Raw genomic sequence first — 26,852 nt, 5'->3', positions numbered from 1 at the left:
CATGCCCACCCCCGCCACCCCGCAGCAGCCCGGCGCCCCGGTCGACCCGTACCGGGCGTACAACTTCCGGCTGCTCATCAACGGCGTCACCAACGGCCACTTCACCGAGATGACCGGGCTGGAGGTGAACATCCCCGGGCAGCCGTACCGGGAGCACGGCCTGGGCCGGATGCGGATGGTGCCCGGCCAGGCCGAGTACGAGCCGGTGACGCTGCACTTCGGCCTCACCGCCTCCCGCGAGCTGTGGGACTGGGTGAACGCCACCGCGCAGGGCACCCTCAACCGCCGCAACGTCTCGGTGGTGCTGCTCGACTCGGTAGGGACCGCCGAGGTGCTGCGCTGGAACCTGATCGACGCCTGGCCCACCAGGTGGCGCGGCGCGCACCTCAACACGCTCAGCCACGAGATCGCCATCGCCGCGTTGACCCTTCGCTATGAGGGCCTGGAGCTGGAGACCGGCGGTGCCACCGCGCCGACACCCGCGTAACTGGCTGGCCGGTCGGCTGCGCTCGGCGGCCGGGGCGGTGCAGCGCCTCGCCGGATGGGTCGAGCCGGCCGGGCACCCCCCACCGCCGGACGCGCCGACGGCGGCCCCGCGCCGCTTCGGCGAACCCCCACAACACTGGCTGGACCTGGTTGCCGCCCACGCGCCCGGCCTGCTGCACGATGTGGACCTCGCCCGGTCCCCGCACGACTCCGACGACGCCCCGGTCGCCGACCAGCCCGGCGACACCGGGCTGACCGGCGTCGATGCTGCCGGACCCACCGGGCACGGCCCGTCCGGCAGCACCACGGGCGCGCGGGGCAGCACCAGCGCGACGGGCCCCGCCGCCGCCGGGGGGCGTGGGTTCGCGGGGCGGGGCGGGACGCGCCCGGCGAACCGGACCGGGCGGTCGGACCGGGCGGCACCGCCGGCCGCCGACCCGAGGACCGGCGACGCCTACCCAGCCGGCCCGGGGACGGGCAACGCCTACCCAGCCGGCACAGGGACCGGCGACGCCTTCCCAACCGACCCCGGGACGGGCGACGCCGGACCGGGCGGCACCGGGGTCGGCGACGCTGGCCTGGCCAGGACGAGGACCGGCAACGCCGGACCGGGCCACACCGGGACCGGCGACGCTCACCCGGCCGGCACGAGGCTCGGCGACGGCGGCTCGGTCGGCGGCTCGGCGCCTCGCGTGCCGGCGCTGCCGGACACCTCGTTCGGGCGTGGCGGGCCGGGCGCAGCAACAGGGCCGGAGGGGTCGGTGCGACCGGACGGGTGGGGTGACGGCATGTCCGCGCCCGCCCGCACCCCGCGCCGCGCCGCCCGCGTACCCCGTGGTTCCCGATGGTCGGACCCCACCGGCGGTGGCGGACCGGGTGCTCCGCGGCCCGTCCCCGCGGACCCGGCCGGCTCCGGCGACGGCCAGTTCCGGAGTCGACCCGGGTCGGCGGACCACCGACGCGGGTCTCCGGCCGGCCCGGCACCGGGCCGGGCCCGGACGTCGCGACCGGGCGTCGCGGCGGGTTCGGGGCCGGCACCCGACCCGGCCGACGAGGACACGGCGTGGCCCGGGTCGGCGGGCTCCACAGTGCCGTCAGGTGTCCGGGGCACGACGATCGACGGACCCGCCACCGGCGAGTGGCCCTGGCCGGCACTGCCCGACGAAGCGGCACGGCCCCGGCCACCGGGCGGAGCACCGCTCGGACGGTACGTCGACCAGAGCGCCGCGCCCGGCGGCCGGACCTGGACCGGCGGCGGGTGGCACGACCCGAGCGACGGTGGGCGGTCGACCGGCACCGAACCACGGGCGGCGACCCCGGTCGGCTCGCCGGTGCCCGACCGGTGGCCGGCGCTGCCGGACGACGCGACGCTGTGGACCGTGCCGGCCGACGCGCTGGACACCGCCCAACTCGGTCGACTCGACCGGGAACAGGCGGGTGGCTGATGGAGCGCGTCGCGTTCCTCATCGACTCCTCCGGCGAGCGGGTGGACTGCCTGCTCAACCCGGAGACCGTCCAGGTGACCCGGCTCGCCGGGGTACGCCACCGGGGTGCCGGCGGTGGGCAGCTCACCGGGTCCGAGTTGGCCGACGACCCGCTTGTCTTCACCGGCGGCGGCCGGACCGAACTGGTACTCGACCTGCTCTTCGACGTCGAGTTCGTCCAGGCGCAGGTGCGTCCGGCCGACGTCCGGGTGCTCACCCGTCCGCTGTGGATGCTCGCCGAGAACTCGGCAGTCGAGCATGGTTGGCTGCGTCCGCCGCTGGTCCGGTTGGTGTGGGGAAAGACCTGGAACGTGCCCGGCGTGATCGTCGCGGTGGCGGAGCGGTTCGACGCGTTCACCGGCACCGGCTCGCCCCGGCGTTCCTGGCTGCGGATGAAGCTGGTCCGCGCCGCCGAGACCGCCGACCAGGCCGAGGCGGGGTTCGCCGAGGAGTTGGCCGCGGCGAGCACCCCGACCGCCGCCCCGGGCACCGCGGTGATCGCGGCCGGCGACGGCGCGGCGGAGCCGGGCCGTTCCGGCGTACGGTTCGACCTGCTCGCCAACGACGCGCTCGGCTCGCCGCTGCGGTGGCGTCTGCTTGCCGAACACAACCGGATCACCGACCCGCTCGCGGTGCCGCCGGGCACCACCCTCGCCGTACCGCCGACCGCCGCGACCCGGGCCGGCGACGGTCTGACCGGTGGCAGCCCGACCGGCGGTCCCCCGGGGGTCGGGTCGACGTTGGCCGGCACGGTGGCCGGGATGGCTCGGACGGTGGCCGGTGCGGTACGCACGGGAGCCTCGTTCGTCGGCGCCGCGCTCACCGACCCGGCGGCAGCACCGGTCACGACCAGCGGTGGTCCCGGCAACCCCGGGGGTACGCCGTGACCAGCCTCGCACCCCGGGCCCTGATCGTCCTGCTGGACGGCGCCGAGCTGACCGGCGCGGTTCGTCAACGGATCCGCTCGCTGCGGGTGGCGGCCCGCCTGAACCAACCCACGCAGGCGGAGCTGGTGCTGGCCACCTCCGTCGGGGTCGGCGCGTTCGAGCCGGCGGTACGCCCCGGCACGGCACTCGACGTCCGGCTCGCCGACCAGGCCGACACCCTGTTCAGCGGGGAGGTCACGGCCGTGGAGGTCGAGTACGCCGGCGACGGCGCGGCAGTGCTGCGGCTGCGGGCGTACGACCCGCTGCACCGGCTGCGCAAGCGGCAGGGGTTGCGGGTCTTCACCTCGGTGACCGCCGTCGAGCTGGCCCGTGAGCTGTGCGACGCGGTGGGGCTGACGGTGAGCGCGGAGGTCGACGGGCCACGGCTGGACCGGTTGGCACAGCACCGGCACAGCGATCTGGAGCTGTTGTGCGAGGTGGCCGGCCGGGCCGGGCTGCACCTGGCCGCCGACGGCGACACGCTCCGGCTGGTCACCCTCGCGGGCTACGGAGACCCTGTCGCGTTGGCCCTCGGTACCAGCGTGCACACCCTGCGCCTGGCCACGAACGCCGACCAGGCCAGCGGTGCCAGCGCCGCGTTGGGCTGGCACCCGCAGCGGGCCGAGGTGATCAGCCAGCGGGTCGACGAGGCGCGGTGCGGCCGGCCGGCGTTCGACCGACCGGACCCGGCCGACGTCGGCGCCGGCGGGGTCCGCACCGCCGTCGACCAGCCCGGCCGCAGCGACGACGAGTTGGCGGCGCTGGCCCAGGCGCGGCTGGACAGCCGGGCGGCCACCCTGGTCACCGCCGAGGGGGTGGCCGAGGGCGACCCGGCGCTGCGGCCGGGCCGTCGGGTCGAGTTGAGTGGTGTGCCCGACCCGGTCGCCGGGACGTACGTGCTGACCGAGGTGGTGCACACGGTCGACGGCAACGGACATCTGACCCGGTTCTCCACGGTGCCGCCGACCATCCCGGCGGCCCCGCCCGGCGCGGCGGTGGTGACCCTCGGCACCGTCACCGACGTCGCCGACCCCGACGGGTTGGGTCGGGTCCGCCTGACCCTGCCGACGTACGGGGACCTGGACGTCGGCTGGCTCGCCGTGCTCTGCCCCGGCGCGGGGCGGGGCAAGGGGCTGGTGGCGCTGCCGGATCCGGACGACACGGTGCTCGTGGTGCTCCCCGGTGGCGAACCGGCCTCGGGCATCGTGCTCGGTTCGCTGTTCGGCGCCGTCGAGCCGTACGACGCGGGCATCGACGACGGGAAGGCCCGCCGCTGGACGATGCGCACCGCCGGCGGGCAGTCGATAGTCGTCGACGACGTGCGGCGCAGCCTGCGGCTGGCCACCGAGGGTGGCAGCTTCCTGGAGCTGACCCCCGACCTGGCCACCCTGCACGCCGCGTCCGACCTGGTGATCTCCGCGCCCGGCCGGGCCATGGTGGTCCGCGCCCGCAGCGTGGACTTCCTGCATGCCGAGTCGAGCGAGGACCCGACCACCGCGGCGCGGCAGGCCGGTGCGCTGGCCCGCGCCCACCACGAAGGAGGCGGCTGATGCGCTGGATCCACAGTGACTCCGTGATCACCTGCGATCACGACGGTCGGGTCGAGAACCGACCCTCGCAGCGGTGGGTGACCATCACCGGGGTACCCGTGCTCGTCGACGACGACCCGCAGGGCCGCGACATCACGGCCTGCCCCAACTACGGGCCGACGATCAAGCCGTGCGGCAAGACGGTGAGCGTCCGGGTCGGCTACAGCGACTGGCTGCGGGTGGACGGGCAGCGGATCCTGCTGTCGCACCTGGAGGGGTTCACCGACGGCACCCCACCGGGGCTGGTCCACCACACCGTCCGGGATCCCCGCCAGCGGTTCCTGGGGGCGGACCGGTGAGGGCGTTCCGTTTCGTCGGGGCCGGCTTCGACGCCGGGCGCGGCGGCGGCCCGGCCCTCACCGCGGCCGGCGGCCTGGCGATGACCGAGGGCGACGAGAGCGTACGGCAGGCGCTGTTCCTGCTCCTGTCGACGACGCCGGGCGAGCGGTTGATGCGCCCCGGGTACGGCTCCCGGCTGCACCGGCTGGTCTTCGCGCCCAACGACGACACCACCGCCGGCCTGGCCATCCACTACGTCCGGCAGGCCATCGTCCGGTGGGAGCCGCGGGTCGAGGTGATCGACGTCGATGCCGGGCCGGATCCGGACGACGCGTGGCGGCTGGTGATCCGGTTGGACTACCGGGTGCGCGCCAGCCTGACACCCGGGCAACTGATCTTCTCCGTGGACCTGCTGCCCGCCGACGAGCCCGTGCAGGGAGAACAGTCATGACGCTGCCCGTGCCGCACCTGGACGATCGCGGTTTCCTCGACCTCGTCACCGAGGCCCGGGAACGGATCCGGCAGTCCTGCCCGGGGTGGACCGACCTGTCGGCGCACGACCCCGGGATGGCGCTCGTGGAGGCGTTCGCCCACCTGACCGAGGTGATGATCTACCGGTTGAACCAGTTGCCGGAGAAGGCGTACGTCTCGTTTCTGAACCTGCTCGGCGTCACCCGGCACGCACCGAGCGCGGCCTGGGCGGACGTCCGGTTCACCCGCACCGGCGGCGACCAGGCCGCGATCCGGATCCCGGCCGGTCTGCGGGTCGCGGCGGCGCGCGGCGCGGATCCCCGGCCGGTCGTCTTCGTCACCACCGAACCGGCGCTGCTGCCCGCCGACGAGACGTCGGTGACGGTACGGATGCACCACTGCGAACCGGTCGAGGCGGAGTTGCTGGGCATGGGCACCGGCCAGCCGGGGCAGGTGCTGCGGGCCGCGAACGCGCCGCTTGCGCACACCGCCGAGCCGCTTGACCTGCTGCTCGGTGTGGAGGTGCCGGCCGGCAGCGTGGAGTTGGGCGCGGCGGCCCGGGAGCACGACGGCCGCACCTTCGAGATCTGGCGGCCGGTGGACAGCTTCGCCGGGCTCGGCGCGCAGGCCAAGGCGTACCTGGTGGACCGCTGCTCGGGCACCGTCACCTTCGCCCCGGCCCTCGACCTGCGGCCGCCCGCCGGGCAGGCCACCCCGGCGGGCGCCCCCACGCCGGTGAGCGTGGCGGCCGTGCCGCCGGCCGGGCGGCAGGTCCGGCTCTGGTACCGCGCCGGTGGTGGGCCCACCGGCAACGTGGCGGCGGGCACCCTGACCAGCCTGCGCGACCCGCTACCCGGGGTACGCGTGGACAACCCCGCACCGGCGGCCGGTGGCCGGGAGATGGAGGCGTTGGAGTCGGTGCTGCTACGCGGCCCGTACGAGTTCTTCGCCCAGCAACGGGCGGTCACCGCCCGCGACTTCGAGGTCCTCGCCACCGGCTCCGGGGCGGTGGCGCGGGCTCGGGCGTTCACCCGGGCGGCGGTGTACAGCTTCGCCCGGCCCGGTGAGGTCGAGGTGGTGCTGGTGCCGTACGTGCCGCCCCCCGCCCGCCCCGGTGGCCGGCTGCCGGTGTCGGTGCTGCGCGAGCACGAGGTGCCCGAGGCCCGCCTGCGGGTGGAGGCGGACCTGGAGGAACGCCGGATGGTCGGCATCCGGTCCCGGGCCACCTGGGCCCGGTTCAAGGCGGTGTCGGTCCGGGCCCGGGTGGTGGTCCGCCGGGAGGAGGACGTGGACGCGGTCCGCCGCCGGATCCACGACCGGCTGCACCAGACGTTGAGCCCGCTGCCGACAGCGCTCAACCCGACCGGTTGGCCGTTCGGTGAGCCGTTGCGGGCGTCGAACGTGTACCGGCTGCTGGAGCACGCCGAGCCGGGGGTGCGTTACGTCGAGTCGGTCCGGTTCGTTGTCGACGAGGCCCCGGACGCGGACGTGCGCGCCCTCGCCGTCGACAAGTACCAGCCGCGCACCTGGTACGCCGGGCGCGGCCCGGTGTTGTTCCGGTCCAGCAACGGCGGTGCGGGGTGGGAGCCGGCCGGCCGGTTCGACGACGAGACGGTGCTGCGGGTGGCGCCCGCGCCCGCGCCGGTGCGGCCGGGCATCGTCGCGCGGCCCGGCTCGGTGGCCGTGGTGACGCTGCGCGCCTCCGGTGGCTCCCGGGTGCACCTGAGCACCGACCTGGGTGAGACGTGGTCGCTGCTGACCGACCTGGATTCGCGGATCTCCGACGTGGCCTGGCTGGACCGCGACGGCGCCGGCGCGCTGCTGGTGGCCACCGACACCGGCCTGTACGAGGTGTCGCTGCTGCCCGGGGCGGTGCCGTTGCAGATCCTTGTCGACCCGTCCGACGCCGACCGGGGGTTCTACGCGGTGCGCGCGTTCGTCTCCGAGCGGGGTGCGCCGGGGGTGGCGGTGGCCGCGCAGGCCAGCTTCGGGGTGTACCTGTCGACCGCCGGCGGCCGACCGGGCAGCTTCGTCCACGTGGGTCTGGCGAACGTGGACAATCGGGTGCTCGCCGTGCAGTACGACGGCCCGGCGACGCTGCTGTGGAGCGGCGCCGGCGAGCCGGACCCGAAGAAGCCCGGCCAGGGTTGCCACCGCACCCGGCTGTTCGAGTCCGATGTGAAGTGGCAGCCGATGCAGGCCGGTTGGATCGGCGGGACCTGTCGCGACCTGGCGTTCGCCGGCCAGCTCGCGGTGGCGGCGACGCAGAGCGGTGGGGTGCTGCGGCTGGACACCCTGGGCGCCCAGCCGCAGTGGCAGTCGGTGTCGGTCAACTGCGGGTTGCCGCTGCGCGACCGGACCCGGTTCGTGCCGGTGGACGCCATCGCCGTGGGTGGTCCGGCCGACGGTGCGGCGGGCGCCCCGGCGGCCGGGCCGGCGGAGCGGCTCTTCCTGGCCGGCGGCGAACGCGGCGTGCACCGCAGCGCCAACGCGGTGGACTGGTCGCCGAGCGCCAACCAGGCCACCGCCGACGTGGTGACCGTCCCGGATACCTGGCTGCTCTGCTCCGGCGAGCACGACATCGAGGTGGTGCGCCAGGATGCGACGTTCGGCGATTGAACGGCTGCTGCCCGCCGCCTACCAGCGGGCCTGCGTACCCGGCAGTGTGCTCTGGGCGCTGCTGGACGTGATGGAGGGGCTGCACGCCCCGGACGAGGCGATCCTCGCCGAGGTGGACGCCCTGTTCGACCCGTACCGGGCGCCGGACGGGCTGGTCGTGCGGCTGACCCGCTGGGTGGCGCTGGACCACGTGGTGGCCTCGCCCCGACCGGACGCCCCGCTGCCGCTGCCGGTGGGCCGGCTGCGCGACCTGGTGGCCAACGCCGCAGTGCTGGCCCGGTGGCGCGGCACCCCGTACGGCATGCGGCGGGCCCTGGAGTTGGCCACCGGGATGCCGGGCTTCGCGATCGACGAGCCGACCGAGCGGCCCTTCCACGTCGTGGTGCGCGTCCCGGCCGCCGCCGCCGACCAACTCGCCGTGATCACCCGCATCGTCGAGGCCGAGAAGCCCGCCTCGACCACCGTCGAGATCGTTCTGGAAGAGGAGTCGTCATGACCACCGAATGGGCGGTCGTCGCCGCCGCCGAGCAGTTCACTCTCGACCCGCTCAACAGCGGCGAGCTGACCTTCACCGTCTCCAACCCGGGCAACGCCCCGGACACCGTGGTGTTCGACGTGGCGCCCGGTGACGGCTCCCAGCGGGCGTGGTTCACCGTCGCCGAGCCCCAGCGGGTGGTACCCGGGCAGGGCTCGGTGTCGTTCCTGGTCAAGCTCGCCGTGCCGGCGGGCACCGCGCCTCGGCGCTACGACATGACCGGGTTCGCCTACTCGGCGAACACCGCGCCGGAGGAGAGTTCCCGGTCCAGCGGTCGGGTCACCTACGAGGTGCGGGCGGTCGCGCCGCCCCGGCGTACCCCGTGGTTGTGGATCGCCGCGGCGGCGGCGTTGGTGCTGGTGGTGGTGGCCGTGGGGGTGGTCCTGCTGACCCGCGACCCGGGTCCGGCCGACCCGCGGGTGGTGACCGTGGAGGCGGAGAGCCTGGTCGGCGGCGCGACAGTGGAGTCGCCGAAGAAGAGCGGGGCGAAGGTGGAGGCGCAGCCCAACTGCTGTGCGGTGGTGTGGTCCGGGGACAAGCAGCTGTTCTTCCAGGGGCTGGCGATCGGTGACAAGGTCACGGTGACGGTGCAGATCCCGGCCGACGGCACCTGGCGCTTCGCGGCGGTGCGCACCACCTCGTTCGACTTCGCCAACACCGTCTTCACCATCGACGGCAACCAGGTCGGCGGCACGTTCCTCGGCTTCACGCCGACGGTGCGCAAGACCGAGCTGCTGGACGTCGGCACCGTCCAGCTCAGCAAGGGCGCGCACCAGGTCACGCTGCTGGTGGTGGGCAAGACGCAGGGCACCAACCGCTACTTCGCGGGTGTCGACCTGATCCGGTTCAGCGAGGTCGTGTCACCGGCCGCCGCCCGATGAGCGGCCGGCAGAAGGCGGTGCTGGGGCTGGTCGCCGTGCTGCTGGTGGCGCTGTTCGCGGTGGCGGTCGGCGTGGGCGGCGACGACCGGGGTGATCCGGGCGCCCGGCACGGGTTCGTCGACCGGTTGGCCGCGCTGGGCGGTGAGCGCGCGGCGGTGGACCCGGCCACCGTCGACGCCGACTGCGCCGACGGGACGGGTCGGTTGACGTTCTCCGGCAGTTGCGTGGTGCGGGTCGCCGACCCGGGTGGGCTGCGCACCCTGGTGCTGCGCAGCGCGGCACGGTTCACTGTCGTCGCGCCGGCTCCCGGCGACGCCGACCTGACCATCCGCGACGAGGTCGAGCCGGCGCCCGACGGCACCGGCGCGGTGGCGAAGGTCGCCGTCGACAAGGCCACCGAGGTGGGCCTGAGCTGCCCGGGCCTCGGTGGCTGCACGGTCGTCGTGGCCAGCTCCTGACCCGATCACCGTGGCCACGTGGTGGCCCGATCACCGTGGCCACGTGGTGGCCGGAGAGGAAGGTGCCGCCGTGGGTGACCTGCGTAAGCCGTTCCTGCTGCTGGCGATGCTCGCCATCGTCCTGGCGATCGGCGTGGAGCTGGGCGCCGGGCTGCTGCTGGGCGGCGCCGACGCCGGCGCGGCCCTCGCGGACAGCGCGGGCGCGCTGGAGGTGAACCTCGACGACGTGTCCGGGGTCAGTGAGCCGTCCGGCCGGGCCACCGGCTACCTGGCGTTGATCGACGCGGTGGCGGTCTGGAGCACCGGGCTGTTCTGCCTGGGCATGCTGCTGCCCGAACGCGTCCAGGGCCGGGTGCAGGGCGTGGCCGGCCTGATCTTCTCGATCATCCTGATCATCGTCGGCCTGGTCGCGCTTGTCGTCGCGTTCGTGGAACTGTCCATCATGGTGTCGCTGTTCCTGGCGGTCCCGTTCGGCACTGTGGCGTACCTGGCGCTGTGGGGGTTCTTCCCGGTCGGCGAGGCGGCAGTGCTGCTGGGGCTGGTGCTGCTGCTCAAGCTGGTGTGGGCCGGGCTGTTGGTGCTGGCCCAGCCGCGCTTCCTGCAGAACAAGGGCCTCGTCCTGCTGATCCTCACCACCCTGCTGTGCACTGTCGTGCTCGAGTTTCTGCACCACCTGGTGCCGGTGATCCTGGTCAGCATCGTCGACGACGTGGCGGCACTGATCTTCGCGGTGATCGCGATCATCTGGGGGCTGGTGCTGCTGATCGGGTCGATCCCGGCGATGGTGAAGGCCATCCGGGTCACCGCCGCGCTGCCGGCCCGGTGACCAGAACCTGGCGGCCGGCCCCGTCCGGGGCTCACTCCACCTTGGTGAGCAGTGGCTTGCCCTTTTCGACGACGTAGGTGGCCAACTCGACAGCGATGCCGTCGCCGACGTTGCGGGCCTGGTGGTGGACGCCGTAGGGCACGGTGAGCGCATCACCGACGTCGCACACGATCGGTGGTTGGCCGTCGAGGGTGTATTCGAGGGTGCCCTGGAGAACGCAGATGATCTCTTCGCCGGGGTGGAAGTGTTTGAACGGCGGCGAGTCCGGGGTGAACTCCACCCGGCTCTGGATGACCTCTCGTCCGGGAATGCTGAGATCGTGTCGCTGGAGGTCGACGCGCCACAACCCGGGTGCTCCCTCCACCGCTGTCGGACTGATGCCCTTCGGTCGATCCCCTCCGCTCACCACGGCCCCCTGTACGCCGTCGCGCAGACGGCACCCGCTCCGGTTGGCATATCCGCTCGAGGATATGGGGCCACCGACCGGTCCGGGGCGGAGATGACCGACAAGGGCGGCACCCGACGTGGCGGCGTGCGTCGTGGGCCGCGTGGACACCCGGTCACTGCCGAGCCGGATCCCACCACGTCAGATTGGCGGTCGCCTGGGCGACCGGTTCGATGATCTCCCACACCTCGGCGATCGACCCGTCGGCGATCCGCAGGACGTCGACGACCACGATCTCCGGTCCGCCGTCGGGCAGCCGACGTCGCGAGTGCACCACGACGTGGTCGCTGTCGGCCAGCAGGTGGAGGACCTCGACCCGCATGCCTGCGGTCGGGCTCAGCGCGGCGCGGACCGCGGCGAGCCATTCCGACTTGCTGGAGCGGGTCGAGTCTGGCCGGTGGTGGACGAAGTCCTCGGTCAGCAGCGCGCCGAGCGCGTCGACGTCGCCCGTCTCGGCCAGTCCTGCCAGGGCCCGCTGGACAATGATCTTGTTTTCGGTGCTCATGGCCGCAAGTGTTTCGCCGGCCCCGACGGTTGTCGATGACATCGCACTTCATGGTGTTCGGCGCGAAGCTGAGTACCCTCATGATCGTGTATGCGGTCGGGGACCTCCTGCGGCAGTGGCGGCGACGCCGGGGGCTCAGCCAACTCGACCTGGCGATCGCCGCGGATGTCTCGGCCCGGCACGTCAGCCTGGTCGAGACCGGCAAGTCCACGCCGAGCGCGGACATGATCCTCCGGCTCGCCGATCAGCTCCACGTGCCGCTGCGTGAGCGCAACCGGTTGTTGCTCGCCGCCGGCTTCGCACCCCGCTACCCGGAGCGCCCACTCGACGACGCCGCCCTGTCGGCTGCCCTCGACTCGGTCCGCAGGGTGCTGCGGGCGCACGAGCCGTATCCGGCACTGGTCTTCGACCGGCGGTGGAACATCGTGCTGACCAACAGCGCGATCGACCCGTTCTTCGCGCAGGTCGCCCCCGAGCTGTTGCGGCCACCGGTGAACCTGGTGCGGCTGGGCCTGGACCCACGCGGGTTCGCTCCCCTGGTCGTCAACCTGGCGGACGTGCGGGCGGTGTTCCGCAGCCGGATCTCGCGGCAGCTCGCCAACGCTCCCGACCCGGAGCTGACAGCGCTCTACGAGGAGTTGCTGAGTCCCGAGGACCCGGACGGCCAACGGGTCGACGCCGACGTGGTGATCCCGATGATCCTGCGGATCGGCGGACGTGAGCTGCGGCTGTTCTCGACCATCACCACGTTCGGCACTCCGGTGGACATCACGATCGACGAGATCGCTATCGAGTCCTACTACCCGGCGGACCCGGAGAGCGCCGCCTATTTCACGAAGGAGTAGCACCGTCCGAGCGACAAGGGTCGACGCTGGCGGCCAGGGCCGCGGCGGCGGCGCGGTCGAGCACCCCGTCGGCGACGACCACCGCGTGCCGGCCCCGCCGGCTCGTGCCGGCCGCGATGGTGACCGGCCGCTCGAACGCGAACGACACCCCCACGCCCGGGTACATCGCGGTCCGCGTGAACCACCTGTCGCCGTCGCCGAGACCGGTGAAGACCAGGGTGTACGCCCGCCCGTCCGGCCCGGTGCCGGCGAGGGCGACCCACGGTTCGGCGCACCCGTTCACCGCCTCCTCCCCCGTCGCCGAGGCGCTGAACACCCAGGCGGGCCGGGCCGAGACCGCCCGCCAGAAGAACCCGCCGTACCCGGCCCGGTCCGGGCGGCCGTTTGTGGTCGGGCTGCCCAGCCGCACGTCCTGCCCGGCCGGGGCCCGCAGCGTGTAGTCCACGTCCAGCCGCCAGGCCGGCACGTCCCTGGTCAACGCGACCGCGCTGAGCCGACGGTCCTCGGTGAGCAGCACCGACGCCTGCGGGTCGCGCCATTCGAGCCGGTGCGCCAGCCGGTCGGCGGACCGCTGCGACCAACCGGTGTGCACGATCCGCCCGTGGTCGGCCCGCCAGGTGTAGCCCACGTCGCGGACGTAGCTGCGCCCGCCCCAGAGGTTGGCGCCGTTGACGTCCGGCACGGCCAGGGAGGCACCGAGGTGCCAGACGTGGTCGGCGGGCAGCGCGTCGGTGACCACAGTGCCGCCCAGGGTGCGGACCGGATGCAGGTACGGCCGCGGTCCGTGCCGCACGTCAAGCGCCGGGTCGACAACGTACCGGGCCACCTCCGTGCCGCCGACCACCAGCCGCGCCGGCTGGTGCTCGCCGTCGCCCGCCGGCAGCCGGGACCCGGGACCGGCGCTCACCGTGACTCCCGGTCGGCACGCGCCGGCTGCCGACCGGCGACGGCCACCGGCTGCCGACCAGCGACGTGCGCCAGCGGCGAACCGGCGACGGTGACCGGCTGTCGACCGGCGGCGTGCGCCGGTGCCGGCCGACGGCCGGCGACGGCGTGCAGGGCGGCCACCGTGTAGCCGGCGAGGATCGGTACCGCGACCGGGGTGACGAGCACGGCGAGCAGCCCGGCGAGCGCGGTCACCCCGGCGAGCGCGGCCCACCGGGTGGGCGCGTCGAGGCAGGCGCGGGCGGCGGACCGGGCCGCCGCCCGCCACCGCCCACCCCCGTCGCCGCCCACCTCGACGACGACCAGCCCGGCGTACCCGGCCAGGCCGGCCGCGACCAGTGCGGTCACCAGCAGTGCCGGCGGCCCGCCCGGCACCCGGCCGGTGGCCAACGCGGCCAGGTCGGCGGCGAGCAGCCCGGCCACGGCGAGCGCGAGCAGGCTGACCGGCACACCCGGCAGCACCGAACGGACGAACCGGCGCAGGATGGCGCGTGCCGACGGCCAACCGCCGGTGCGCGTCCAGTAGTGCACCGCCGCGCTTGCGGTGCCGGCAGCCGCCGCCGCGGTGAGCAGCGGGGCTGCCGCCAGGGTCAACAGGATGCCGAGCAACGCCAGGTCGGCGGCGTCGCGGGTGACGTCGCGCCAGTCCCGCCGGCCGGTGGGGTCGGTCGTCGGTTCAGCCCTTGATGCCACTTGTGTTGATCCCCTCGACGAGCATCCGCTGGAACGCGACGAAGAACAGGAAGACCGGCAGCAGCGACAGCACCGACATGGCGAACATCGGCCCGACCGCGCTCTGGCTTGTCGAGTCGATGAACAGGGTCAGCGCGACCGGGACCGTGTAGTCCTGCAGTTGGGACAGGAAGACCAGTTGCCGGAAGAAGTCGTTCCAGGTCCAGATGAACGAGAAGATCGCCGTGGTGACCAGCGCGGGGCGGCTCAGCGGCAGGATGATGTGCCGGAAGATGCCGTACGGGCCGGCGCCGTCGATCCGCGCCGCCTCGTCCAGCTCGCGCGGGATGCCCCGCATGAACTGCACCATCAGGAAGACGAAGAACGCCTCGGTGGCCAGGAACTGCGGGACGAGCAGCGGCAGGTACGGCCATTCGCCGCCGACCAGCCCGAGCGTCCGGAACAGGATGTACTGCGGCACGATCAGGACGTGTTGCGGCAGCAGCAGCGTGCCGATCATGACGGCGAACCACACTCCGCGCAGCCGGAACCGCAGCCGGGCGAAGGCGTACGCGGCCAGTAGGCAGGAGAGCCCGTTGCCGACGACGGTGAGCAGGCTGACCATCGCGCTGTTGAGGAAGAACCGGCCGAAGCTGACGTCGAAGTTGGACCACCCTGCTGTGTAGTTGCCCGGGGTGAACCGCTCGGGCAGCAGCCCGAGGTTGTTGACGATCTCCTCCTGGGACTTCACCGAGGTGCCGACCATCCAGATCAGCGGGTAGAGCACCACGGCGACGATCGCGACCAGGATGAGCAGTCGCAGCAGCGGCCGGCCGCCAGGGCGTCGGCGTGGGCTCGGTAGCGCTACGGCCGTCGGGGTCAGCGTCACCGGTCCTCCTCGTCGGAGTAGTGCACCCAGAACCGTCCGGTGCTGAAGAAGATCGCGGTGATGACCGCGATGGCGAGCAGGAACACCCAGGCCATCGCCGAGGCGTAGCCCATGTCGAGTTCGGTGAAGCCGGTGATGTAGAGGTTCAGCGTGTACATCAGGGTGGAGTCGACCGGGCCGCCGGTGCCGTTGCTGAGCACGAACGCGGCGGTGAAGCCCTGGAACCCGTTGATCGTCTCCAGCACCAGGTTGAAGAAGATCACCGGGGAGAGCATCGGCAGTGTGACGTTGCGGAACTGGCGGAACCGGCCGGCGCCGTCGACGGCGGCGGCCTCGTACAGCTCGGTGGGCACCTGCTTGAGCCCGGCCAGGAAGATCACCATCGGTGCGCCGAACTGCCAGATGGCGAGCACCATAAGCGTTTCCAGGGCCCAGTCGGGGTCGTTGACCCACGGTTTGCCGGTGATGCCGAAGAGGCTCAGCAGCGAGTTGAACGCGCCGTCGCGGTTGAACATGTTGACCCAGACGATGGCCAGCGCGACGCTGCCGCCGAGCAGCGACGGCAGGTAGAACAGCCCACGGAACAACCCGACGCCGCGCCAGGCGCGGTTGAGCAGCAGTGCCACGCCGAGCGCCGCGACCAGCTTCAGCGGTACGGCGACAAGCGCGAAGGTCACTGTCACCCGCACCGCGTGCCAGTACGACGGGTCGGCGGTGAACATCCGTTCGTAGTTGGCGAGCCCCACCCACCGCACCTCGGAGAAGGGGGTGAGCACGTCGTAGTCGGTGAAGCTCAGGTAGAGCGACAGCAGCATGGGGATCGCCGTGACACCCATCAGGCCGATGAGCCACGGCGACAGGAAGACGTACCCCGCCAGACCTTCGGTGTGCCGGATGCGTCCGGGCCCACGCCGCTTGGGGTGGGCCCGGACGGATCCGGGGCCGCGTCGGGTCGGGTCGGGCGCCGTGGTCAACGCCACCTGCGGCTCCTCTCCTCGCCTGCTACGGCGGTCAGGCGATGGCGGACTTGCACGCCTCGACGAACTGGGTGGCGGCCTCGGCGGGGGTGGCCCGCCCGTACTGGGCGTTCTCGGCGGATTTGATCAGCTCGGACTTGACCTTGCTGTGTCCCTTGATCGGCACCTGCGGTGACGGGCCGAACTTCTGGGTCAGCTCGGCCTCGACGGCGATCGACTGCTTCATCGCCGGGTCTGTGGTGTCGTCGCTCACCACCCGGCGCAGGTCCAGGTTGGAGGGCAGGCCCCGGTCGGTGCCGAGCAGCTTGACCGCCGCCAGGTCGTTGTTCAGGAAGTTGATCACGTCGACTGCGACGTCCCTGTTCTTGCTGCCCTTGAACACCGACCAGTACATCGAGGCGCGGGCCCACTGCGCGCTGGGGTCACCGGGGTAGGCGATCACGCCCAGCTCGTCCTTCGTGTTCTTCTTCAGGTCGGGCATCTGGTTGGCCCACACCCACGAGGTCGCCGACTTGCCGGTGACCACCAGTTGCTTGGTGACGTCGCTGGAGTTGCCCTCGTGGATGACGTCCGCGGTCGGGGTGGCCCTGCGGTCGCGGGCGCCCTTCCACAGCTCGAACCACGTGGTGACGTCCTCGGCGGTGAAGCCCAACTCGGAGCCCTTGTAGAGATCCTTGCCCTGCTGGCGCAGCCAGACCCAGAGCGCCTTGTAGTCGGCGCTGGGGTCCTGGGTGCCGGGTACGCCGGTCTTCTTCGACACCTCCTCGGCCCAGGCGATGTGTTGCTCCCAGGTCATTCCGGTGGTGGGCTCGGGCAGGTTGTTCTTGGTCAGCAGCGTCTTGTTGTAGACCAGACCCTGGGTGTTCTCCCCGGCGGCCAGCCCGGCGAGTTTGCCGTCGACCACGCCGTACTGCCAGAGGCTCTCGGGGAACTTGGAGGTGTCCAGCTTGCCGGACTTCTGGTACGAGGTCAGGTCGAGCGTGGTGTTGCGGGCCGCGTACTCGGCCAGGTAGTTGTCGTCGATCTGGAACAGGTCCGGCGGGTTGCCGCCGGCCGTGAGCGTGGCCAGCTTGTCGAAGTAGCCCTGGTTGGCCTGCCAGGTCTTCTCGAATGTCACGTTCGGGTGCTTTTGGGTGTAGAGCGCCAGGGCGTCCTCGGTCAGTTTGGCGCGGGCGTCGCCGCCCCACCAGAAGATGGAGAGTTTGACCGGGGCGTTCGGGCCGGCGGCGCCGTCGTCGTCGCCGCAGGCGGCGGCCCCGAGCAGCAGCGGCGCGGCCACCGTCATGGCGAGCAGGCCGCGCAGCAGGCGCCGCCGAGGCAGCCGGGTACGGTCACTGCGCCCGACGGGCGCGTCAACTGTGGGAGGCGTTGCGGGGTGCATGTGCGCTCACTCCTCGGCATTAGGAGGCGACGGCGTCACCGGTGGCCGTGGTCGGGATGCCCGGGACCGCAGGGCGATGCGGGTCCGGGCCCTGCGGTGCGGCCAGGGGACGTGCCGGCCGGGCGTGCGGGCCCGGTCCGGTCGAGTCGCGGATGACCAGGTCGGTCTGCAGCATTACCTGTGCGGTGGTACGACGGACGCCGAGCGCCGTGCCGGCACCGGTTCCCCGCGCGCCGCGCGGTGACTCGATGTCCTGTTGCAGCAGCATGTCGACGGCCGTCCGGCCGGCGGCCCCGGTGGGGGTGGCCACCGTCGTCAGTTTGGGTCGGGTCAGTCGGCTGAGGGTGATGTCGTCGACCCCGACGACGCTCACCTCCTGCGGCACCCGGACCCCGAGCGCGTCCAGCCCTTCGATGAGGCCGATCGCCATCAGGTCGTTGTAGGCGAGCACTGCGGACACGCCGCTGCGGCGCACCTGCTCGGCGGCGGCGGCGCCGCCGCTCACGGTGGGCGCGTTCGGACCGAGCACTGTCAGCTCCGCGCCGCCGGCTCGGGCCGCCGTGCCGGCGGCGCGGCGCATCTCGCGGTTGGTCCACGAGCTGCGTGGGCCACCGAGCAGCGCGATGCCGCGGTGGCCCAGGCCGATGAGGTGCTCGACCGCCGAGCGGGCGCCCTGCCCGACGTCCATCAGCACGCAGGGCAGACCGGTCACCTGGCGGTTCACCACCACCAGCGGCACCTCGCGGCTGAGCTGCTCGATCAGGCTGTTGCTCATCCGCGGGCTGCACAGCAGCACCCCGTCGACCTGCTTGGCCAGCGCGTGGACCAGCTCCTCCTCGGCGGTGGGGTCCTCGTTGGTGTCGGCCACGAAGACGTGGTAGTCGCGGTGTCGGGCCTGGCTCTCCGCCGCCTTGATCAGCGGCGGGAAGAACGGGTTCGCGATGTCGGCGATGATCAGCCCGATGTTGTGCGTCCGCCCGGTGATCAGGGCCCGGGCGGCGCGGTTGGGGCGATAACCCAGATCCTCCGCGCAGGCCAGCACCCGGACCCGGGTGTCCGGGTTGACCAGGTGCGGGGCGGAGAAGGTGCGGGACACGGTGGAGATGTGCACACCGGACGCCCGGGCGACGTCCCGGATGGTGACTGGCACGGCTGACCCTTCGTCCGATGTGGCGGCGATCACGTGGGTGTGGCCCATTAATGCAAACGGTTGTGCCAGTGTCAACGGTCAATGGTTATGGCTGTGTTGCGTCCACCCTCCTCTCGGTGACATACAACCGCACAAAGACCAATAAATACCACCGCCTGCACCGCCATCGTTGACGTGATCGCATTGATCGTGATTACTTCATTGCAAACCTTTGCAGGATCATCCGGGAGGCGACCGCATGTCACCGAGAGCCGGCGGCCGGGTCCGGTACGCCGTGGTGGGCGCCGGCGCACGGGCGGAGATGTTCGTCCGGGCCCTGGTGCTCGACCACGCCGACACCGCCGAGCTGGTCGCCTTCGCCGACGTCAACCAGACCCGGATGGACACGCACAACCGCTGGCTGGCCGAGCTGGGCCACCGCCCGGTGCCGACCTACCGCGCCGCTGACTTCGCGGCCATGCTGGACTCCGAGCACGTCGACGTCGTGCTTGTCACAAGCGTGGACGTCAGCCATGACGCGTACGTGGTGGCCGCTCTGCGCGCCGGCCGCGAGGTGGTCACCGAGAAACCGATGACAGTCGACGCGCCGCGCTGCCGGCGCATCCTGGACGCGGTCACCGAGACCGGCGGTCGGGTGACAGTCGCGTTCAACTACCGCTACAACCCCCTGCACGAGCAGGTCCGCCAGCTGCTCGCCGACGGCGCGGTCGGCGAGATCGGCTCGGTGCACTTCGAGTGGCTGCTCGACGTCCGCCACGGCGCCGACTACTTCCGCCGCTGGCACCGCGACAAGGCCACCTCCGGCGGGCTGATGGTGCACAAGGCCAGCCACCACTTCGACCTGGTCAACTGGTGGCTGGCCGCCACCCCCGTCGAGGTGTACGCCGCCGGCCGGCTCTTCTTCTACGGCGAGCAGGGCCGCCGGCACGGCTACGCCCGTGACTACGACCGGGCGTACGGCTCCCCCGCCGCCGCCGACGACCCGTTCGCGCTGCGACTCGACGCGCATCCCCGGTTACGCGAGCTGTACCTCGACGCCGAGGCCGAGGACGGCTACCAGCGTGACCGCAACGTCTTCGCCCCCGGGGTGAGCATCGAGGACGACATGGCGGTCCTCGCCCGCTACTCGACCGGTGCCACCATGACGTACCACCTCACCGCGTACGCGCCCTGGGAGGGCTACCGGGTGATGGTCAACGGCAGCCGCGGTCGGTTGGAGCTGGAGGTGACCGAGAACGACTTCGTCGACCGGGGCACCGCCGGCGCGGTCAAGGGCGCCGCCCTGCACGGCGCCGAGGCGCCGGCCGAGGGCGGTGGTGCGATGCTGACCCTGCGCCCGTTCTGGGCCCCGCCCCGGCAGATCCCGGTGCGGGGTCGCACCCGGCACGGTCACGGTGGCGCGGACGCCCGGATGACCGCCGTGCTCCTCGGTGGTCAACCCGACCCGATGGTCCGCGCCGCGACCGCCGAGGACGGCGCGTTGGCCCTGCTCACCGGCCTGGCCGCGAACCGGTCCTTCGAGACCGGCCAACCGGTCCGGGTCGCCGACCTGCTCACCCCCCACTGACCAGGAGACGAGGAGCCCATCCCCGTGCCGACGCTCGACCACACCGACCTGCTCCTGCCGCCCGAACCGGGCCAGCGCGCGCTGGCCCGGGAGCTGTACGCCCTCGCGGCGGAGCAACCGATCATCTCGCCGCACGGGCACGTCGACCCCGCCCTGCTCGCCGAGGACCAGCCCTTTCCGGACCCGGCGCGGCTGCTCATCGTGCCCGACCACTACCTGACCCGGATGCTGCTCAGCCAGGGCGTTCCCCCGGCGGAGCTGGGCGTGCCCACCCGCGACGGCAGCCCGGTGCAGACCGACGGCCGGGCGATCTGGCGACGCTTCGCCGCGCACTGGCACCTGTTCCGGGGCACCCCGTCACGGCTCTGGCTGGAACAGACCTTCCGCACCGTGTTCGGCGTGCACACCCCGCTCGGCCCGGCCACCGCCGACGCCCTCTACGACGAGATCGCGGCCCGGCTCGCCGAACCGGACTTCCGGCCCCGGGCGCTGTTCGAACGGTTCCACATCGAGGTTCTCGCGACCACCGAATCCCCCCTCGACGACCTGAGCCAGCACGCCAAGCTGGCCGCCGACGGTTGGGGCGGGCCGGGCGGCCGGGTGGTCACCACGTTCCGCCCGGACGACGTGGTGGACATGGAGTTCGACGGCTGGTCGACGAACGTGGCACGGCTCGGCGAACTGGCCGGCGAGGACACCGGCACCTACGCCGGCTACCTGGCCGCCCTGCGGGCCCGACGGGCCGCGTTCATCGCCGCCGGGGCGACCTCCAGCGACCACGGCCACCCCACCGCACGCACCCTGGACCTGAGCCCGGCCGAGGCCGAACGGCTCTACGACCGGGGCCTTCGTGGCGCTGCCGACGCCGCCGACGCGGAGGCGTTCCGGGCGCACATGCTCATGGAGTTCGCCCGGATGTCGCTCGACGACGGCCTGGTCATGCAGCTGCACCCCGGCGCGGTCCGCAACCACAACCGGTGGCTGCACGCCCGGCACGGCCGCGACGTCGGCGGCGACATCCCGCAGGCCACCGAGTACGTGCACGCCCTCGCCCCGCTGCTGGAGCGCCACGGCAACGACCCCCGGCTGCGGGTGGTGCTCTACACCCTCGACGAGGACACCTTCACCCGCGAGCTGGCACCCCTGGCCGGCGGGTACGCCGCGCTGCTGCTCGGCGCTCCCTGGTGGTTCCTGGACTCTCCCGAGGGGCTGCGCCGGTTCCGGGAGACGGTCACCGAGACCGCCGGCTTCTACAACACCACCGGGTTCGTCGACGACACCCGGGCGTTCTGCTCCATCCCGGTACGCCACGACGTGGCCCGCCGGGTGGACGCCGGCTTCCTGGCCCGGCTGGTCGCCGAGCACCGGCTGCCCATGGACGAGGCCGCCGAGACCATCGTCGACCTGGCGTACCAGCTGCCCAAGCGGGCCTTCAACTTCAAAGGCGGTGACCAGTGAGCATCACCATCACCTCAGTCGAGGTGCACGACGTGCGGTTCCCGACCGCCGCGCGCGGCGACGGCTCCGACGCGGTCAACCGCGGCGACTACTCGGCGACGTACGTCGAGTTGGGCACCGACGCCGGGCCGAGCGGCGCGGGGTTCACCTTCACCAACGGCCGGGGCAACGAGATCACCTGCGCCGCGGTCCGCGCGCTGGCCCACCACGTCCGCGGGCGCACGGTCGAGGAGATCGCCGCCGAGCCGGTGGCGTTCTGGCGTTCGCTGAGCGCCGACGTGCAGCTGCGCTGGCTGGGCCCCGAGAAGGGCGTCATCCACATGGCGACCGGGGCGCTCGTCAACGCGGTGTGGGACCTGCGGGCCACCCTCGCCGGCAAGCCGATGTGGCGGTTCCTCACCGAACTGTCCACCGACGACCTCGTCGCCAGCATCGACTTCAAGCACATCAGCGACGCGCTCACCCCCGACGACGCAGCGGCGATCCTCGACAAGGGACGCGACGGCCTGCCCGACCGGTTGGCGACGCTCGAACGGGACGGCTTCCCGTCGTACACCACCTCGGTGGGGTGGCTCGGCTACCCGGACGACAAGGTGCGGGCGCTGACCCGGCAGGCGTACGCCGACGGTTGGCGGGCGATGAAGATGAAGGTCGGCGGCCCGCTCGCCGACGACCTGCGCCGGGCCCGGATCATCCGGTCCGAGATCGGCCCGGACGCGCTGCTGATGATGGACGCCAACCAGGTCTGGGACGTCGACGAGGCGATCACCGCGATGGCCACGCTCGCCGAGGTCGACCCGTACTGGATCGAGGAGCCGACCCACGCCGACGACATCCTGGGCCACGCCCGGATCGCGCGGGCGGTCGACGAGCTGACCGGCGGGCGGTGCCGGGTCGCCACCGGTGAGGTGGCGGCCAACCGGGTGATCTTCAAGCAGTTGTTGCAGGCCGAGGCGATCGGGGTGATGCAGGTCGACGCCTGCCGGGTCGGCGGCGTCAACGAGGTGCTCGCCGAGTTGCTGCTGGCGGCGAAGTTCGGGGTGCCGGTCTGCCCGCACGCCGGTGGGGTCGGCCTCTGCGAGTACGTCCAACACCTGGCGATCTTCGACTACCTGCGGGTGGGCACCGCCCTCGACGGGCGGATGATCGAGTACGTCGACCACCTGCACGAGCACTTCGTCGACCCGGTCCGCACCCGCGGTGGCCGCTACCTGCTTCCCGAACAGCCCGGCTACAGCGCCACCCTGAAGCCGGCGTCGATCGCCGAGTTCCGCTTCCCGGACGGCCCGGCATGGCGGTGACCGTCGGCGCCTCCCGGCTCGGCCTGGGCGTGCTGCGCCGGCTACCCGCCGAGGCCCGTCCCCTCGTCCGGCCGGGCACGGTGCCGACCGGCATCGTCCACCTGGGGCTCGGCGCGTTCCACCGGGCGCACCAGGCGGTCTTCACCGAGGCGGCGGTCGGCGCGGCCGGCGGGGACTGGGGCATCGTCGGCGTCGCCCCGCGCAGCACCGCGATCGTCGAGGCGCTCGCCGCCCAGGACAACCTGTTCAGTGTCAGCACCCTCTCCGCCGCCGGCAGCGGCACCCGGGTGGTGGGCGCCCTCAGCGGTGTGCGGCACGCGCCCCACGACCCGGACGCGGTGGTCGCGCTGCTCGCCGACCCGGCGGTGCGGGTGGTGACCCTGACCGTCACCGAGAAGGCGTACCAGCTCGACCCGGTGACCGGGCACCTGTCCCCGGACTCGGCGCTCGCCGCCGACCTGGCCGGCGGCCGGCCACCGACCACAGTGCCGGGGCTGCTGCTGCGCGGGCTGGCCGCGCGGGCCGCGGCGGACGCCGGACCGGTGGCCCTGGTCAGCTGCGACAACCTGCCCGCCAACGGCCGACGACTACGCGGCATGCTCGACCAGACGGTCGGGCGTGCCGCCGGGGTGCCCGCCGGGCTCGTCGACTGGGTGGCCGGCAACGTCACCTGCCCGGGCACCATGGTGGACCGGATCGTGCCGGCCAGCACCCCGGCGACGATCGAGGCGGCCCGCCGGGCGCTCGGCGTGACCGACCTGGCCGCGGTCGCCGCCGAACCGTACGCGCAGTGGGTGATCGAGGACGACTTCCCCGGCGGCCGGCCGGGCTGGGAGCACGCCGGCGCGGTGCTCACCGGCGACGCCGGCCCGTGGGAGCGGTTGAAGCTGCGTGCCCTCAACGGCGTGCACTCGGCAGTGGCGTACCTGGGCGCGCTGGCCGGGCGGGAGACGATCGCCGACGCGCTGGAGATCCCGCACCTGGCCGACGTGCTGCGCCGGCTGATCGCCGAGGATGTCGCGGCCAGCTTCACCCCGCCGGACGGGGTCCGGGTGGTCGACTACGGCGAGCAGGTCCTCGCCCGGTTCAGCAATCCGGCGATCCACCACCGCACCCTCCAGGTCGCGCTGGACGGCTCGCAGAAGCTGCCGCAACGCGTCCTGCACACCATCGTCGACCTGCGCGCGGCCGGCCGGTCCGCGCGCTGGGGCGCGCTGGTCGTGGCGTCCTGGTTGCGCTTCGCGCTGGGGTACGCCGACGACGGCCGGCCGCTGCCGTTGCAGGACCCCCTGGCCGGGCCGATCCGGGCCGCCCTGGACGCCGGCGGGCAGACCCCGACCGGCGCGGTGGACGCCGTCTTCGCGCTCCGCGAGATCATCCCGGCGGAGGTGGCCGCCGACGACGAGGTCCGCGCCGAGGTGATCGGCTGGCTGACCGCGCTGGGACGACACGGCGTCGAGGCCACCGTGGCGGGTGCCCGGTGAGCCGCCCGGCCGGTGACCGGTGAGCGGCGGGGCGACAGCGACGCCGCCCCGGGTGGCGGTGGTCGGGGCGAACGGGCACGGCCGCTGGCACCGGCGCGTGCTCGCGCCGCTGCACGCCGCCGGCCGGTTGCGGCTGGTCGCCCTTGTCGACGTCCAGCCGGTGCAGGACGATCCGGCGGCACCGGTGCCACCCGGGGTCGAGGTGTTCACCGGGCACCGGGCGATGCTCACCGCCACCCGACCGGAGGTGGTGGTGATCTGCACCCCGCCGCACACCCACCTGGCGATCGCCCGGGACGCCCTGGCCGCCGGTGCGGACCTGCTGCTGGAGAAGCCGCCGGTGCTGTCGCTCGCCGAGCACGAGGAGCTGACCTGGGCGCTCGCCGCCGCCGGCCGGGTGGCGCAGGTCGGCTTCCAGGCGCTCGGCTCGGCGGCGCTCACCGCGCTCACCGACGCGCTCGCCGCGGGCCGGCTGGGCACCGTCACCGGCATCTCCACGGTCGCCGCCTGGCAACGGCCGGACGCCTACTTCGTCCGCTCCCCGTGGGCCGGTCGACGCAGCCTGGACGGCCGGCCGGTGCTGGACGGCGCGCTTGTCAACCCGCTCGCGCACGCGGTGATGCAGTGCCTGGCGGTCGCCGAGGCGCTGGGCGGGGCGCCGCCCTGGCCGGTGGCGATCGAGGTGGAGCGCTACCGGGTCCGGCCGATCGAGGTGGAGGACACCGCGGTGCTGCGGATCCTGTTGCGCGCCGGCCCACCCGTGCTGGTGGCGGTGACCCTGGCCGCTGAGGAGTTCGTGCCGGGCGAGGTGACGGTGACCGGTACGGCGGGACAGGCGGTGCTTGAGTACCCGACGGACCGGCTGCGGCTGCCCGGGGACGTGGTGACCCGCCGGATCCCGGGGCGGCAGGGCTTGCTGGAGAACCTGCTCGCGCACCGGGACGACCCGTCGGGGGTGCCGCTCATCGCCCCGCTGGCCCGTACCGCGCCGTTCACCGCCCTGCTGGACGCGTTGCGGGCCGCCCCCGAACCGCGACTGCTCGACGGCGACCTGGTGACGGACGTCGGGTCGGGCGCGCAGCGGGTCCGCCAACTGCGGGGCGTGATCGACGTGTTGCGTCGGGCGGCCGAGCGGGGGGCGCTGCCGAGCGAGCTGGCGGTGCCGTGGGCGACCGCCGGATACCGCGCGGACGTGACGAGATAGGCGGCCCGCCCCGACTCCGGCGGGCCTCATCGGACAGTTCGTCAGCACGTGAAGGGACAACAGCGATGCGTAGACCCCTCCTCGGCCTGCTGGTGCTCGCCCTCCTGCTCGTCGCCGCACCGGGCCCCGCCCGTGCCGACGTCCGGTCCACCGAGCGGCTCTCCTGGCTGGCCCGTCACCTCGGCCGACAGTCCCTGCCCGAACGCGACGGCTGGGCGGCCGAGGGTGCCGGCACCACCGGCGGCTCGGCGGCCAGCCCCGAACGGACCCGGGTGGTGCGTACCCGGGCCGAGCTGGTCGCCGCGCTTGGCGGTGACAACGCCAGCAACGCCACAGATGCCACAGCGAAACTCATCTACGTCGACGGCGCCATCGACGGCTTCGAGGGACCGGACGGTACGCCGCTGAGCTGCGCCGATCTGGCCGATCCGGGGTACCGGCTGGACACCTACCTGGCCACGTACGACCCGGCGGCGTGGGGTCGGGTGGCGCCGGCCGGGCCGGTGGAGGAGGCCCGGGTGCGCTCGGTGGCGAACCAGACCCGCCAGACCCAGATCAACGTCGGCCCCAACACGACGATCATCGGGCTGCGTGGCGCCCGGCTGACCGGGCTCACTCTCATGATCGACCGGGCGTCGAACGTCATCGTCCGGAACCTGACCTTCGTCGACGCCCGGGACTGCTTCCCCGCCTGGTCCCCGACCGACGGTGAGGCCGGCAACTGGAACAGCCAGTACGACCAGATCTCGGTCCGCCGCAGCGAGCACGTCTGGGTCGACCACAACAGCTTCACCGACGGTGCCAACCCGGACAGCGCCCAGCCGGTCTACTTCGGGCGGCCCTACCAGGTGCACGACGGGTCGTTGGACGTCACCCACACCGCCAGCCTGGTCACCGCGTCCTGGAACCGCTTCACCGGGCGGGACAAGCTGATGCTGATCGGCTCGTCGAACACCGTCGGCCCGGACGTGGACCGGCTGAAGGTCACAGTGCACCACAACCTCTTCGACGGTGTGCTGCAACGGCTGCCCCGGGTGCGCTTCGGTCAGGTCGACGTCTACAACAACCACTACCGGCTCGGCGGGGAGGGTTTCCAGTACGCCCTCGGCGTCGGGGTCCAGTCGGCGATCCACGCGGAGCACAACTTCTTCACACTGGACCCGACTGTCGACCCGGCGGACCTGCTCTACGACTGGGGTGGCACCGGGCTCACCGAGCGAGGGTCCTGGGTGCGCCAGGGCGCCGGACCGGCCCGGCCTGTCGACCTGCTGGCCGCGTACAACGCGAGCCACGATCCGGACCTGGCCGCCGACGCGGGCTGGACGCCCACCCTGCGCCACGATCCCGCGCTACCGGCGCCGCTGGTCCCACTCCTGGTGAATCCCCTCGCCGGGGCCGACCGGCTGCCGACCTGACCGCGCGACCGGGTCGGGCCCGCGGTCGGGTCGGCGACGTTTGGGCTCATCGATGTGGTG

Annotated in this window: 26 protein-coding genes; 18 read left to right on the top strand and 8 right to left on the bottom strand. The window is 73.1% G+C overall.

Translation table 11 applies throughout. The features are described from left to right. Position 1 precedes the first annotated feature (1 nt). The 11 genes from AB0B86_RS01610 to AB0B86_RS01560 all read left to right on the top strand — a co-directional run bounded on the left by AB0B86_RS01610 (position 2) and on the right by AB0B86_RS01560 (position 10,554). Positions 2-487, top strand: a complete 486-nt coding sequence (locus AB0B86_RS01610; RefSeq protein WP_357411853.1) for a phage tail protein — start codon at positions 2-4, stop codon at positions 485-487. Beyond that, positions 462-1,931 (top strand): hypothetical protein, encoded by a 1,470-nt coding sequence (locus AB0B86_RS01605; RefSeq protein ID WP_357411854.1) that lies wholly within the window; start codon positions 462-464, stop codon positions 1,929-1,931. The genes AB0B86_RS01610 and AB0B86_RS01605 overlap by 26 nt, the downstream gene beginning before the upstream one ends. Next, positions 1,931-2,857 carry a hypothetical protein gene (locus AB0B86_RS01600; RefSeq protein WP_357411855.1) on the top strand — a complete coding sequence of 309 codons (927 nt, stop codon included), beginning with the start codon at positions 1,931-1,933 and terminating at the stop codon, positions 2,855-2,857. The genes AB0B86_RS01605 and AB0B86_RS01600 overlap by 1 nt, the downstream gene beginning before the upstream one ends. Next, complete coding sequence (locus tag AB0B86_RS01595) at positions 2,854-4,446, top strand: contractile injection system protein, VgrG/Pvc8 family (RefSeq protein WP_357414864.1); 1,593 nt, start codon at positions 2,854-2,856, stop codon at positions 4,444-4,446. Before AB0B86_RS01600 ends, AB0B86_RS01595 begins: the two co-directional genes overlap by 4 nt. Beyond that, a complete protein-coding gene (locus AB0B86_RS01590) occupies positions 4,446-4,784 on the top strand; it encodes a hypothetical protein (protein WP_357411857.1) in 339 nt (112 codons plus the stop codon). Before AB0B86_RS01595 ends, AB0B86_RS01590 begins: the two co-directional genes overlap by 1 nt. Further along, complete coding sequence (locus AB0B86_RS01585) at positions 4,781-5,215, top strand: GPW/gp25 family protein (protein WP_357411858.1); 435 nt, start codon at positions 4,781-4,783, stop codon at positions 5,213-5,215. The genes AB0B86_RS01590 and AB0B86_RS01585 overlap by 4 nt, the downstream gene beginning before the upstream one ends. Beyond that, complete coding sequence (locus tag AB0B86_RS01580) at positions 5,212-7,854, top strand: putative baseplate assembly protein (protein ID WP_357414862.1); 2,643 nt, start codon at positions 5,212-5,214, stop codon at positions 7,852-7,854. The genes AB0B86_RS01585 and AB0B86_RS01580 overlap by 4 nt, the downstream gene beginning before the upstream one ends. Next, the gene (locus AB0B86_RS01575; protein ID WP_357411860.1) at positions 7,835-8,350 is read left to right on the top strand and encodes a phage tail protein; all 516 of its coding nucleotides are present in this window, start codon (positions 7,835-7,837) and stop codon (positions 8,348-8,350) included. The genes AB0B86_RS01580 and AB0B86_RS01575 overlap by 20 nt, the downstream gene beginning before the upstream one ends. Beyond that, the gene (locus AB0B86_RS01570; RefSeq protein ID WP_357411861.1) at positions 8,347-9,270 is read left to right on the top strand and encodes a hypothetical protein; all 924 of its coding nucleotides are present in this window, start codon (positions 8,347-8,349) and stop codon (positions 9,268-9,270) included. The genes AB0B86_RS01575 and AB0B86_RS01570 overlap by 4 nt, the downstream gene beginning before the upstream one ends. After that, positions 9,267-9,728, top strand: coding sequence for a hypothetical protein (locus AB0B86_RS01565; protein WP_357411862.1), 462 nt, complete (start codon positions 9,267-9,269; stop codon positions 9,726-9,728). The genes AB0B86_RS01570 and AB0B86_RS01565 overlap by 4 nt, the downstream gene beginning before the upstream one ends. A gap of 70 nt (positions 9,729-9,798) precedes the next feature. Further along, a complete protein-coding gene (locus tag AB0B86_RS01560; protein ID WP_357414860.1) occupies positions 9,799-10,554 on the top strand; it encodes a hypothetical protein in 756 nt (251 codons plus the stop codon). A gap of 31 nt (positions 10,555-10,585) precedes the next feature. On the opposite strand, the gene AB0B86_RS01555 is transcribed toward AB0B86_RS01560, so the two are convergent. Together AB0B86_RS01555 and AB0B86_RS01550 are read right to left on the bottom strand one after the other, a co-directional pair. Continuing rightward, positions 10,586-10,960, bottom strand: a complete 375-nt coding sequence (locus AB0B86_RS01555) for a cupin domain-containing protein (protein WP_357411864.1) — start codon at positions 10,958-10,960, stop codon at positions 10,586-10,588. A gap of 154 nt (positions 10,961-11,114) precedes the next feature. Then, a complete protein-coding gene (locus tag AB0B86_RS01550; RefSeq protein WP_357411865.1) occupies positions 11,115-11,504 on the bottom strand; it encodes a nuclear transport factor 2 family protein in 390 nt (129 codons plus the stop codon). A 35-nt stretch (positions 11,505-11,539) separates the two neighbouring features. Here AB0B86_RS01550 and AB0B86_RS01545 point away from each other — a divergent pair, with 35 nt between their 5' ends. Continuing rightward, entirely contained in the window at positions 11,540-12,349 is an 810-nt protein-coding gene (locus AB0B86_RS01545; protein ID WP_357411866.1) for a helix-turn-helix transcriptional regulator, read from the top strand. Here the strand turns inward: AB0B86_RS01545 and AB0B86_RS01540 are convergent. The 6 genes from AB0B86_RS01540 to AB0B86_RS01515 all read right to left on the bottom strand — a co-directional run bounded on the left by AB0B86_RS01540 (position 12,336) and on the right by AB0B86_RS01515 (position 18,363). Continuing rightward, the gene (locus AB0B86_RS01540) at positions 12,336-13,256 is read right to left on the bottom strand and encodes a PmoA family protein (protein ID WP_357411867.1); all 921 of its coding nucleotides are present in this window, start codon (positions 13,254-13,256) and stop codon (positions 12,336-12,338) included. The genes AB0B86_RS01545 and AB0B86_RS01540 overlap by 14 nt on opposite strands. After that, a complete protein-coding gene (locus AB0B86_RS01535; RefSeq protein ID WP_357414859.1) occupies positions 13,253-13,987 on the bottom strand; it encodes a hypothetical protein in 735 nt (244 codons plus the stop codon). Before AB0B86_RS01535 ends, AB0B86_RS01540 begins: the two co-directional genes overlap by 4 nt. After that, on the bottom strand, positions 13,971-14,732 hold the full coding sequence (locus AB0B86_RS01530; RefSeq protein ID WP_357409620.1) for a carbohydrate ABC transporter permease: 762 nt from the start codon (positions 14,730-14,732) through the stop codon (positions 13,971-13,973). The genes AB0B86_RS01535 and AB0B86_RS01530 overlap by 17 nt, the downstream gene beginning before the upstream one ends. 119 nt (positions 14,733-14,851) lie before the next feature. Then, positions 14,852-15,835 carry a sugar ABC transporter permease gene (locus AB0B86_RS01525; protein WP_357409605.1) on the bottom strand — a complete coding sequence of 328 codons (984 nt, stop codon included), beginning with the start codon at positions 15,833-15,835 and terminating at the stop codon, positions 14,852-14,854. 31 nt (positions 15,836-15,866) lie between these two features. Next, entirely contained in the window at positions 15,867-17,213 is a 1,347-nt protein-coding gene (locus AB0B86_RS01520; RefSeq protein WP_357414857.1) for an extracellular solute-binding protein, read from the bottom strand. A gap of 19 nt (positions 17,214-17,232) precedes the next feature. After that, positions 17,233-18,363, bottom strand: coding sequence for a LacI family DNA-binding transcriptional regulator (locus AB0B86_RS01515; RefSeq protein WP_357409601.1), 1,131 nt, complete (start codon positions 18,361-18,363; stop codon positions 17,233-17,235). 238 nt (positions 18,364-18,601) lie between these two features. On the opposite strand from AB0B86_RS01515, the gene AB0B86_RS01510 reads away from it, so the two are divergent. The 6 genes from AB0B86_RS01510 (at position 18,602) to AB0B86_RS01485 (ending at position 26,792) form a co-directional block, all read left to right on the top strand. Further along, positions 18,602-19,930: a Gfo/Idh/MocA family oxidoreductase gene (locus AB0B86_RS01510; RefSeq protein WP_357414855.1), complete on the top strand. Its 1,329-nt coding sequence runs from the start codon at positions 18,602-18,604 to the stop codon at positions 19,928-19,930. 24 nt (positions 19,931-19,954) lie between these two features. Then, a complete protein-coding gene (gene uxaC / locus AB0B86_RS01505; protein ID WP_357414853.1) occupies positions 19,955-21,388 on the top strand; it encodes a glucuronate isomerase in 1,434 nt (477 codons plus the stop codon). Then, positions 21,385-22,689 (top strand): enolase C-terminal domain-like protein, encoded by a 1,305-nt coding sequence (locus AB0B86_RS01500; RefSeq protein ID WP_357414851.1) that lies wholly within the window; start codon positions 21,385-21,387, stop codon positions 22,687-22,689. Before uxaC ends, AB0B86_RS01500 begins: the two co-directional genes overlap by 4 nt. Next, complete coding sequence (locus tag AB0B86_RS01495; RefSeq protein ID WP_357414849.1) at positions 22,680-24,173, top strand: mannitol dehydrogenase family protein; 1,494 nt, start codon at positions 22,680-22,682, stop codon at positions 24,171-24,173. Before AB0B86_RS01500 ends, AB0B86_RS01495 begins: the two co-directional genes overlap by 10 nt. A 19-nt stretch (positions 24,174-24,192) precedes the next feature. Beyond that, positions 24,193-25,377, top strand: coding sequence for a Gfo/Idh/MocA family oxidoreductase (locus AB0B86_RS01490; RefSeq protein WP_357409591.1), 1,185 nt, complete (start codon positions 24,193-24,195; stop codon positions 25,375-25,377). 65 nt (positions 25,378-25,442) lie between these two features. Next, on the top strand, positions 25,443-26,792 hold the full coding sequence (locus tag AB0B86_RS01485) for a polysaccharide lyase family 1 protein (RefSeq protein WP_357409589.1): 1,350 nt from the start codon (positions 25,443-25,445) through the stop codon (positions 26,790-26,792). The last annotated feature ends 60 nt before the right edge of the window (positions 26,793-26,852 follow it).

It is taken from the genome of Micromonospora sp. NPDC049047, from assembly GCF_040649135.1.
In the GTDB taxonomy this organism is placed as follows: Bacteria; Actinomycetota; Actinomycetes; order Mycobacteriales; family Micromonosporaceae; genus Micromonospora.
The sequence above is the reverse complement of the archived record's forward strand: the minus strand, read 5'-3'. Positions and strand labels throughout refer to the sequence as shown.

Excerpts from the sequence above, each read along its gene's own strand:
- AB0B86_RS01610 (WP_357411853.1), top strand. The coding sequence starts at position 2 with ATGCCCACCCCCGCCACCCCGCAGCAGCCCGGCGCCCCGGTCGACCCG.
- AB0B86_RS01600 (WP_357411855.1), top strand. The coding sequence starts at position 1,931 with ATGGAGCGCGTCGCGTTCCTCATCGACTCCTCCGGCGAGCGGGTGGAC.
- AB0B86_RS01590 (WP_357411857.1), top strand. The coding sequence starts at position 4,446 with ATGCGCTGGATCCACAGTGACTCCGTGATCACCTGCGATCACGACGGT.
- AB0B86_RS01580 (WP_357414862.1), top strand. The coding sequence starts at position 5,212 with ATGACGCTGCCCGTGCCGCACCTGGACGATCGCGGTTTCCTCGACCTC.
- AB0B86_RS01575 (WP_357411860.1), top strand. The coding sequence starts at position 7,835 with ATGCGACGTTCGGCGATTGAACGGCTGCTGCCCGCCGCCTACCAGCGG.
- AB0B86_RS01570 (WP_357411861.1), top strand. The coding sequence starts at position 8,347 with ATGACCACCGAATGGGCGGTCGTCGCCGCCGCCGAGCAGTTCACTCTC.
- AB0B86_RS01565 (WP_357411862.1), top strand. The coding sequence starts at position 9,267 with ATGAGCGGCCGGCAGAAGGCGGTGCTGGGGCTGGTCGCCGTGCTGCTG.
- AB0B86_RS01550 (WP_357411865.1), bottom strand. The coding sequence starts at position 11,504 with ATGAGCACCGAAAACAAGATCATTGTCCAGCGGGCCCTGGCAGGACTG.
- AB0B86_RS01545 (WP_357411866.1), top strand. The coding sequence starts at position 11,540 with ATGACATCGCACTTCATGGTGTTCGGCGCGAAGCTGAGTACCCTCATG.
- AB0B86_RS01530 (WP_357409620.1), bottom strand. The coding sequence starts at position 14,732 with ATGGTCGGCACCTCGGTGAAGTCCCAGGAGGAGATCGTCAACAACCTC.
- AB0B86_RS01520 (WP_357414857.1), bottom strand. The coding sequence starts at position 17,213 with ATGCACCCCGCAACGCCTCCCACAGTTGACGCGCCCGTCGGGCGCAGT.
- AB0B86_RS01510 (WP_357414855.1), top strand. The coding sequence starts at position 18,602 with ATGTCACCGAGAGCCGGCGGCCGGGTCCGGTACGCCGTGGTGGGCGCC.
- AB0B86_RS01495 (WP_357414849.1), top strand. The coding sequence starts at position 22,680 with ATGGCGGTGACCGTCGGCGCCTCCCGGCTCGGCCTGGGCGTGCTGCGC.
- AB0B86_RS01485 (WP_357409589.1), top strand. The coding sequence starts at position 25,443 with ATGCGTAGACCCCTCCTCGGCCTGCTGGTGCTCGCCCTCCTGCTCGTC.